The organism is Sphingomonas sp. 66-10 (assembly GCF_001897045.1).
Lineage (GTDB): Bacteria > Pseudomonadota > Alphaproteobacteria > Sphingomonadales > Sphingomonadaceae > Sphingomonas > Sphingomonas lycopersici.
In genome coordinates, this window is record NZ_MKRR01000137.1 from 139,576 (window position 1) to 148,671 (window position 9,096).

The following is a 9,096-nucleotide window of genomic DNA, read 5'->3' on the forward strand; positions in this document are numbered from 1 at the left end:
CGACATTGGTGATCGTCCGCTCGGCCCCAACCGCGCCGACGCTCAACGTGCTCGCCGGCGTCGTCCCGGCGAAGGCATAAGCGCTGCCGTTGATGCTGGTCCCGGCCGTCCCCACCGCGGTCGTGGTCGTCGAGCCGTTGCCGATCGCGACGTCCCCGGCATTATTGGCCACCGCGTTCGGCCCGATCGCCACCGAATTCGTCCCCAGCGCCTGACTGTCCGCCAGCGTCGAACTGGCGTGGAAATATTTGATCCCGCCGCCGTTGGTGATGTTGCTGATATCGCCCTCGACCGTCGTCACGCGATTGTTGAGGTTGGTGACATTCCCCTCCACCGTCGTCACCCGGCCGTCGAGGTTGGCGATGTCGGTGCTGTTCTGGTCGACCTTCTGGTTGGTCGCGAAGAGCTGCGACCCGTTGACCGCGTCGGTCGAGCCGCCGCTCAACCGGCCCGCCGCCACGTTGGTGATCGTTCGCTCGGCCCCGACCGCGCCGACGCTCAGCGTCGAGGTCGGCGTGGTGCCCGCGAAGGCGAAGGCGGTGCCGCCGATCGTCGCCCCCGCCGTCCCCACCGCGACATCGGTCGTCGAGCCGTTGCCGATCGCGATGTCGCCGGCATGGTTGGCCACCGCATTCGGCCCGATCGCCACCGAGTTCGTCCCCAGCGCCTGGCTGTCCGCGAGCGTCGAACTGGCGTGGAAATATTTGATCCCGCCGCCGGTGTTGATGTTGGTGATCGTGTTGCCGAGGTTGGTCACCTGGGTGTTCAGGCCGTAAACCGCCTGATTGGTGGCGAACAGCTGCGAGCCGTTGATCGCATCGGTCGAGCCGCCGTTGATCTGGCCCGCCGCGACATTGGTGAGCGTCCGCTCCGCCCCCGCCGCTCCGATGCTGACGGTCGATTGCGGGGTCGTGCCGGCGAAGGTGTAGGCGGTGCCGGCGATCGTCGCGCCGCTGGTGCCGACCGCCGCCGCGGTGGTCGAGCCGAAGCCGAGCGCGACCGCATTGGCATCGTTCGCCGTGGCATTGTTGCCGAGCGCGAGGCCGCCCGCGGCGGTCACCCGCGCGCCATAACCGACCGCGGCGCCATCGGTGACGTTCGCCTGGACATTCTGCCCCAGCGCGGTCGAGCGCGTGCCATTGGCCTGCGCGGTGGTGCCCAGCGCCGTCCCCGAATTGCCCGCCTGGCTGTTACGGCCGACCGCGACGCTGTTCGAGCCGGTCGCGGCGGCGAGCGAGCCGAGCGCGGTCGCCTGCGGACCGTTCGCCGTTGCGCCGTCGCCGAGCGCGACGCTGTTCTGCGCGGTCGCGGCGGCATTGTTGCCGATCGCGACCTGGTTGATCCGCGTCAGATCGCCGGCATTGCCGGTGACCGCCCCCTGGCCGATCGCGACGCTGCCGCTGCTGATCGCATGGCTGTTGAGCCCGATCGCGACGGCATTGGCGTTGTCCGCCGAGGCGACCGGGCCGACCGCCACCGAATCTGTTCCGATCGCGGTCGAATCTGCCAGCGTCGAATTGGCGTGGAAATATTTGATCCCCCCGCCATTGTTGATGTTGGTGAGCGTTGTGTTGATGTTGCCGATATCGGTGGTGTTCTGATCCACCTTCTGGTTGGTCGCGAAGAGCTGCGACCCGTTGATCGCATCGGTCGACGATCCGCTGATCTGCCCCGCCGCGACATTCTGGATCTGCCGCTCCGCCCCGCTGGCGCCGACCGAGACTACGCTGGTCGGGGCGCCCCCGGCGAAGCTGGAGGTCGTCCCGCCGACCGTGCCGCTGGCGGTTGGCACCGCAGCCGACGTCACCGAATGCGAACCCAGCGCAACGTCATTGGCGTTATTGGCGACGGCGGTGTCGCCGAACGCGACCGACCCGGCGCCGAGCGCGCGACTGGTGCTGCCGATCGCGACGCTGCCCTGCCCGACGACGGTGTTCTGATAACCGATGCCGACCGCGCCCTGCGCCGCGGTGCCGGGGGTGCTCACCGCCTGGCCGCCGCCGCCGACCATATTGGTATTACCCATCGCGACCGAGCCGAAGCCGGTGGCGGTATTGTCCTTGCCGCTCGCGATCGCGCCGTCGCCGGTCGCGGTGTTGGGGTCGCCGATCGCCACCGCGCCGTCGCCGTTGGCGACATTGCCCGATCCGACCGCGACCGCCTTGCCGCCGGTCGCGGTCGAGCTCTTGCCGATGGCGACGGCATCGCCCGAATTCGCGACCGCGCCCAGCCCGACCGCGACCGCGTTCGCGGCGGTCGCGCTGGCATTGTTGCCGACCGCCACCGAGGAGACGCCCGCGCTCTGCGCGCCCGATCCGGCCGCGACCGCGCCGATTCCGCTCGACACCGCGGCATTGCCCAGCGCCAGCGCGAAATTGGCCGACGCATTGGCGGTGGGGCCGAGGGCGGCAGCGTTTGCCGCCGTTGCGCTGGAACCGGTCCCGATCGCGGCGGCGGCATTGCCGGACGCCGTGCTTTGACGGCCGATCGCGGTGGAGTCGGTCTGGGAGGCGGTCACATCGGTGCCGATCGCGATCGCGCTCCCGGCGAGCGCGCCCGTGCCCGGAACGGTGCGCGCGCCGAGATAGACCGAATTCATCCCGCTCGCGGCCGCGCCGCTGCCGAGCGCGGTACCGTTGGTCCCGCTGGCCAGCGCGTTGATGCCGATCGATGTCGTCGAATTGTTGGTGACGCCGATCCCGGCATTGGTGCCGATCGCGATATTGTCATTGCCGGAGACGAGGTTTCCGGCGGACGCGCTCAACGTACCGTCATAGGTGACATTGCCGTTGCCCGACCCGAGCGCGACGTTGCGCGTGCCGGTCACGCCGGACCCGGCGCCGCGCATCGCGCTGGGAATGCCACCGCCCATCGCGGTATTCTGCGCGCCTTGAACCAGCGTCCCGGCGGCGATGCCGACCGAAACCGACCCGCTATTGGCAGCGGTCGACCCCGCGCCCGCGCCCTGCCCGACCGCAACCGTGCTGGTGCCGACCGCCACCGCCTGCGCGCCGAGCGCGGTCGAGCTGTTCCCCTTCGATTGCGCGCCGTTGCCGAGCGCGGTGGCCGCAATCGCACCGGTGACCGAACTGACGCCGATCGCGACCGAATTATCGAAGCCCGCATTCGCCGCGCTGCCGATGGCGAGCGCGCTGGAGGCATTGGCGATGGTGTTGGTGCCGAAGGCGATGGCGCCGTCGACCAAGGCACGAGCATTGCCGCCGATCGCCAGCGCATTGGTGCCGGTCGCATTCGCGAAGACGCCGATGCCGATCGCGTTGAGGCCATTGACCCCCATCGAATAACCGATCGCGATCGAGGCATCGCCCGTCGCGGTATTGGCGGTGCCGATCGCCACGCCATTGTTGCCGTTGACATGCGCGCCGGCGCCGATCGCAGTCGACGCGGAATTGGGCGCGGTGGAGCCGCAGCCGATCGCGGTGCTCTGCACCCCGGCAGAGGGATTGGTGCAATTGACGGTATTGGTCAGAACCCCGTTGCCGATCACCGTCTGTCCGAACGCGACGTGCGGCGCGACGATACCCGCGACAACCACCACGCCGATCACCCCGCCCCCGCCGAGCGCGCCGATCCCCAGCCGATCGCGTTTCAGCCCGAGCACGCGATGCGCGCGGCGCAATATCGCCATCAGCCGGCGCCGCTGGGCCCAGCCCATGCCGTGCACGCCGGGCATCCAGCCGCCCAGGAAACCGGTGTCCGTCGAACCCTTGTTTTTCCGCTGATCGCCCATCGCTTGTCTCCCGTTGAAGCGCTCGATCACCGGCAATCGGCGAAGCGAACGCGCACGTCCGGGCATTCCCTGCGCATCCACGCAGGGAGTCCGAACACAATTTGCGAAACTCAAAAAGCTGCGGTGGTTGTCGCGCAGGCTAAAGCCTTTGCCTGCCGCTACACCCCGCCGGAATTGCTATGCTCGCGGCGCGGTCAGACCGCGCTGTTCGGCATCAATAAAACCCGCCGCCTGATACCGGCCGAGAAAGCTGGCCTGCTCGAAAGCATTGTGCGATATCTCATGGAATGCGCCCCGTTTTCGTGTCGGCCTGTTGCGGAGATCCCTGACGAGAGCACTGCACCCGAGATTATCGGGGCACCTCGGTTGATCCGTTCCGTCGGCCGTTCACGTGATGCGAGAATTATCGAAGCTCGGCGAACGCGCAAGCTACTTTAGGAAAATATTCTTAGTTATCAGCTATTTAACTGACGTAAACCGCGGCGGACCGTGATTGCAGCGGAGCCCCTCGACGTCTCCGTCAATGCAAAACCGCTGCGAAATTAATGCGTAAGGCAAACGACTCGCGTCGCAGCGCGACGCGGCCTCGCACCCGCGCCCCGGCCACCGGATCGTCTCCCGTGGCTTTGCTCGGATCGAGGCGAACTCTTTGGGGAAGGGCGTACTCACCCGTATATTGATCTCGATCAATTAATCCCGTTTAATCATGCGATTGGGTTTAAGCGACAAACTCTGCAGGTCGCTCAACCGAAGATCGTCGTTCGGAAGCGGAGTCGTCGATGACGGAAACCACCACGATCGAGCGGGACATCGCCGCCGCCGTTTCGGCGGCGAGGATCCGCCTTCGCTTCGATAGGGTCGTCATCGGGCTTGTCGCCCGATTGAAGGCGGCGCTGGATCACGTCGTACCGCAAGACCAGAGCATCGTCTTCACGCTGACCGCGCCGATCAGGCTTCCCGCGAAAACCGCGGCCGCGATCGAAGCGTTAGTGCGCGACGGCCTGGACGGCCGCGACATCCGCACGACGCTCCACGGCAACCATGTCCAGCTGCGCCGCGTCGCGGGCGTTTCGGCGGAGATGCCGAGGGTCGCCGGCTTCGTTCACAATCAGCCGTCGGACGGCGAGCATATCCTGGACCTCGCCCAAGCCCGGCTGCTCGAACGGAAATGACCCGCGCTGGCATCTACGCTGCACAATCTGCAATGACGACCGCGACCAGAGGGGCCTTGTGATGAAATTCACCGACCATATCGACGGCCGCGTTCGCGATCGCGCGCTGACCGCGGTCGATCTCGCTGCCACTTTCGTGCTGGCGACCGAATGCGCGCTGACCGGCGTGCGCGCCGATTTCGATCTGTTCGGCATCCTCGTGCTCGCCTTCGTCGGATCGGTCGGCGGCGGCGTGATGCGCGACCTTCTGCTCGGCGAACATCCCCCCGCGCCATTGCGCGACTGGCGCTACGCGGCGCTCGCGGTCGCGGCGGCGACGGCAGTGCTCGCGGCATCGGTGACGTTGGGCGGCGTCGGCACGTTCACCCCGCCGATCGCGGTGGACATATTCGAGGCGGTCGGGCTCGCGCTGGCCGCGGTCGCGGGCGCGCGCAAGAGCGTGGACTATCGGATGAACGGCTCGAGCATCGTGGTCATCGCGACCGTCAACGGATGCGGCGGCGGGATCCTGCGCGACATATTGTGCGCGCGGGTGCCGCGCGTCCTGCACGAGGATTTCTATGCGACCGCCGCGCTGGCCGGCGCGACGCTGATGGTGCTGCTGATCGCCCGCTTCCGGCTGCGCAAGGATATCGCCGGCGCGATCGCGGGCGTCTCCATCTTCGCGCTGAGGACCGCCGCATTGCTCGGCGAATGGCGGCTGCCGCATCTGCGCTGATTTGGCGTCCGAACTCGATTATTCGATTCAGATCGTCCGTCGCACAGACCAGCGGCAATGGTTACGCCCAAAATCTATGGCGGCGATCCTTCCGGCTGGCCTTCTCGATCGAACTCCTATCGCGTCACTGCGGAGCGGCCGACCCAACCGGACGCGCCCCGCATTCGCGAGCGAAGGATTACATCCGCGCGCGCACCCCGAAGAAGAACGCCCGGCCGGTATATTCGTAGAAAGCCGGCACGTTCGTATAGGTCGAATAACGCCGGACCGCCGAATCGAGCAGGTTCGACGCCTGAGTATAGACGGTCAGCTGCGGCAGGATATCGTAAGAGATGCTGGCCGAAAGCTCATGATAGGGCGCCTGTTTGATCGCGAGCGAGTCGATATAGCTATATTGCGACGACACGAACCGCGATTGATATTGGTAGGAAACCGAAGCGTTGATGCCATGCTTCTCGTAGAAGACCTTGGCATTGGCCGAAAAGGGCACCGCGTCGGCAAGATCGGTGGTCGGCCGCCCTTCGCGCTTGGCGCGTGAGTGGTTGTAGGTGGCATTGGCCTGGAAGCCCAAGCCATTGTCCATGAAATATTGCCCGCCGACCTCGATGCCATAGACTTTGGCGCTGTCGCCGTTGACATAGGTCAGCTCGGTGAAGGGGAAGCTCGCCGGCGCGCCGGGCACCTGATTGGTCGGCACGAGATCGAACGGCACCGCCTTGGTTGTCACGAAATTCTTGAGATGCTTGTAGAATGCTGCGACCGTCAAAGCGAACCGGTTCGACGGATAATATTCGAGCGAGATATCCGCCTGATCGGCCGAGACCGGCTTCAGATTGGGATTGCCGGCATCGGTGACGACCGGCGTGTTGGACTGGGCGGCCGAATAATCCTTCGCCGAGGAAAGCTGCCCGAAGGTCGGGCGCGAGATCGCCTGTGACGCGGCGAGCCGCAACCGCAGACCGTCGGCGAGATCGTAGGAGAAATTGGCCGAGGGCAGCAGCCGCGAATAGCTGCCGCCGCCGGTGATCGGCTCGATCGGGTTGAACACGACGAGCGCGGTGCCGGTGCCCGTCACGACATAGCTGCGCACCGACGCGCCATAACCGAGCGAGTTGACCGAGGTATTCACATAGCGCGCGCCGATATCCGCCTTCCAACGATCGCCCCGCAGGTTGATCTGGAAATAGGCGTTCCAGGTCCGCTCGCGGATCGCATAGGAAGCGAGTTGATCGGGCACGACCTGCTGCGTGGCATAGCCGGTGGGATAGGGTTGCCCGGTGCTCGGATCGATCACATTGGGATTATTCTCCGCCCGCGACAGCGAATTGAGATAGGTGTTGATGTCGAAGGTCGGGAAGCTGCGCGGGAAATTGCCCGAAAGGTTCGGCAGGATTCCGGTCACCTGCGGCGACTGCACGACATTGGCGCCGATCGCGGAGAAGGGGAAGCGGTAACCGGCGAAATTCTCCGCGGTCGTATATTGGTTGTCGATCACGTCGACATCCTTGCGGCGATGCAGGAAGGCGCCGCCGAAGGTGAAGGATTTCAGGATGCCGCTATCGACGTCATAGTCGAAATCGAGCTTCGCGCCCTTGGTGCGGTCCGAGATATTCTGGCCCTGGATGCCGATATAATGGACGAAAAGGTCGTCGTTGCCCGCCTGATCGAGCGTGCGATTGGTGATGCTGCCGTCCGCATTCGGAATGGTCAGCACCATATCGGGAATGCCGTTGTTCCGCGTCGAGATCACCGCGCGCGAATTGGGGATGCCCGCCACAACGAAGCGGTTCTGCCCGCCAGTGTCGTCGGTCGCCCGGCCATAATAAGCGTCGATCCCCACTTTCAGCCGCTCGACCGGCTTCCAGTCGATATGCCCGCCGATCTGATAGGTGATCGAGTTGCGCGGCTCGTCGGTGGCGAGGATGTCGATCGTCGCGGGCTGGACGGTATAATTGGTCACGACCTTGTTGCGGTCGATCGCGATATTGTTGAGATCCCATCGCACGCTGCCGTCGTCGGCCAGCGGGGTCAGCCCGACCGACACGCGGTGGTTGTGCTCATAGTCGCGATAATTGCTGTAGATGCCGTCGAGCCGGAATTCGAATTTGTCGGACGGCTTCCATTGATAGGCGACCGAACCGCCCCACCGCTGGCGCTCGCCCAGGACATAGCCGACGCTGTAGAAATAGGGGACGATGACCCCACCGTTGGGAACTTGCGCGATGCTGCGCTGGCCATCCGCGCCGGTGACGACATCGAAGGTATCGGTGCTCGAATATTCGCCGAGATTGTCGGTGCGGAACTTATATTTGTTATAGGTGCCGGATATGAGGATGCCCATCGTATCGTTGGCGAAGGTCGTGCTGACCACGCCGGACGCCTTGATGCCGCCCTTTTCCGCGAACTGATTATATTGCCCCTCGAGCGAGCCGGCTGCGTGGAAGCCCTTGTGATCGAACGGCCGTGCGGTGCGCAGGTCGATATTGCCGCCGATGCTGCCTTCGAGCTGCGAGGCCTGCGCCGCTTTCTGGATCTCGGCGCCGGAGATCACTTCGGAGGGCAATACGTCGAACGCGAAGGCGCGATCGGGCCCGTCGGTCGGCAGGATGCGCCCGTTGAGGCTGGTAAGCGCGAAATCCTCGCCCAGCCCGCGCACCGTCACGCTCTTTCCCTCGCCGCGCCCGTCGCGGCCGACCGTCACGCCGGGGATATTGGCCAGCGCCTCGGCGACATTGCGGTTGGGGAATTTGCCGAGTTCTTCCGCCGAGATCGCGTCGACGATCGTCGAGGCATCGCGCTTGGTGTCGATCGACCGCAACAGGCTGCCGCGCACGCCGCGCACGACGATCTCGTCGGGGATGGCGTCAGCAGGTGCCGCCCCATCACTGGCCGGCGCGAGCGCCGACTGGGCGGCCAGCCCCGCGTCGGCCGGCGGCGCCGCGGTCGTCGCGCCGTCCGGCTGCGGCGCCCGATCGGCCGCGAACGCCGCGGTGGACGTCAGCATCGCCAGCAGGCTCGCGCCCGCCCAATAGCCGGATTTGCGGAGTGTCGCTCCCATGATTCAGCCCTTCCTGCACCCTTGCGGCCCGGCCGGGCGCTGCGCCCACCGTGCCAGTTCGATTCCACCGCGTCTGACGCGCGCTTCGGTCCTGCGACGTTTCGATCGCTACTTTGTGAAACAAATCTGCCTTCGTTTTATAGCGATTGTCAAACCGAAAAATAACGAAACATCGCGCGCCGATTGAAGAACCGCGGATCGCCTGATATCTGAGGTTTCGTTTTCCAGGGAGGACGGGGGCGAAATGATCCGCGATACCAGCGAGAGGCGGCAGCTGATCTCGACGCTCGTCAAGGAGCGCGGCAGCGTCCAGGTCGCGCCGCTCGCCGCGCGTTTCGGGGTCTCGATGCAGACGATCCGCAAGGACCTGCGCTTCCTCGCCCAGCGCGGGGTGATG

Annotated in this window: 6 protein-coding genes; 4 read left to right on the forward strand and 2 right to left on the reverse strand. The window is 65.6% G+C overall.

Annotated features, from left to right (window positions below; genetic code table 11):
* Positions 1–3,649, reverse strand: a 3,649-nt coding sequence (locus BGN95_RS19105) for a beta strand repeat-containing protein (protein WP_502688316.1), incomplete at its 3' end; no start/stop codon positions are given.
* Here BGN95_RS19105 and BGN95_RS19110 point away from each other — a divergent pair.
* From BGN95_RS19110 to BGN95_RS19120, 3 genes are all read left to right on the forward strand, one after another.
* Complete coding sequence (locus BGN95_RS19110; protein WP_286773697.1) at positions 3,626–4,189, forward strand: hypothetical protein; 564 nt, start codon at positions 3,626–3,628, stop codon at positions 4,187–4,189. The genes BGN95_RS19105 and BGN95_RS19110 overlap by 24 nt on opposite strands.
* 443 nt (positions 4,190–4,632) lie before the next feature.
* Positions 4,633–4,923 carry a hypothetical protein gene (locus BGN95_RS19115; protein ID WP_286773698.1) on the forward strand — a complete coding sequence of 97 codons (291 nt, stop codon included), beginning with the start codon at positions 4,633–4,635 and terminating at the stop codon, positions 4,921–4,923.
* A gap of 61 nt (positions 4,924–4,984) precedes the next feature.
* On the forward strand, positions 4,985–5,641 hold the full coding sequence (locus tag BGN95_RS19120) for a trimeric intracellular cation channel family protein (protein ID WP_265311471.1): 657 nt from the start codon (positions 4,985–4,987) through the stop codon (positions 5,639–5,641).
* Positions 5,642–5,819: 178 nt separating this feature from the next.
* Here BGN95_RS19120 and BGN95_RS19125 read toward each other — a convergent pair whose 3' ends face one another.
* On the reverse strand, positions 5,820–8,699 hold the full coding sequence (locus BGN95_RS19125) for a TonB-dependent receptor (protein WP_286773699.1): 2,880 nt from the start codon (positions 8,697–8,699) through the stop codon (positions 5,820–5,822).
* A 244-nt stretch (positions 8,700–8,943) separates the two neighbouring features.
* Here BGN95_RS19125 and BGN95_RS27135 point away from each other — a divergent pair.
* Positions 8,944–9,096, forward strand: a 153-nt coding sequence (locus BGN95_RS27135) for a DeoR family transcriptional regulator (protein WP_353744720.1), incomplete at its 3' end; no start/stop codon positions are given.